Origin of the sequence: Nocardioides sp. CPCC 206348 (assembly GCF_048654705.1) — a bacterium.
Taxonomy (GTDB): Bacteria; Actinomycetota; Actinomycetes; order Propionibacteriales; family Nocardioidaceae; genus Nocardioides.
This window is the reverse complement of record NZ_JBMCZA010000099.1, coordinates 16608-17195: the sequence shown is the minus strand read 5'-3', so window position 1 is coordinate 17195 and position 588 is coordinate 16608. Positions and strand designations below refer to the sequence as shown.

The window sequence follows — 588 nt, the reverse complement described above, 5'->3', positions numbered from 1 at the left end:
AGGCTGTGCCAGGTGACCATGATGTCGGCCTGGCTGATCGGCCTGGCCTCGTCGGTCGACGCGTGCCAGTGGCTCGACTGCGGAAGCAGGTGGCGCACCGCGGCGTGGGTGAGCCGGGTCTTCAGGCACGTGACGACCATCTGGCCGTTGGGGCCGAAGGCGTCGCGGACGCCGATGTCGTAGCCGAGCTTCGCGGTCTTGTCGATGCGCTCCTTCATCTCGGCGCCGCCGGCGGAGTAGTAGACCGCCTTGGCCTCGCGCGGGATGACGCAGCTCATCATGCCGCTGCCGAGGCCGTAGAGGACGCCGAGGTAGAGGCCGCGCCGCTCGTAGAAGGAGAACGCCCGCGTCAGCTTGGCCTGGTCCGTCCAGGTGGGCAGCTTGCGCGCCTTCTCGAGGAAGAGCCGTACGTCGGCGGGCAGGCCCGCAGGGAGTGCCTGGCCGTTGCGGGTCCAGCCGGCGAGGAGCTCGTTGACCCGGTCGACCTCTCCTCGCGCGAAGAGCGCGGCCACCAGGGTGTCGGCCTCGTCGTCCCAGACCTGCCGCGGATCCAGGCCGGATCCCGTCCCGATGACCGAGGACGTCGGC

Annotated in this window: 1 pseudogene; it reads right to left on the bottom strand. The window is 70.4% G+C overall.

The features are described from left to right. Positions 1-588: pseudogene (locus tag ACOADB_RS05080) on the bottom strand (DUF2236 domain-containing protein); the annotation flags it as partial.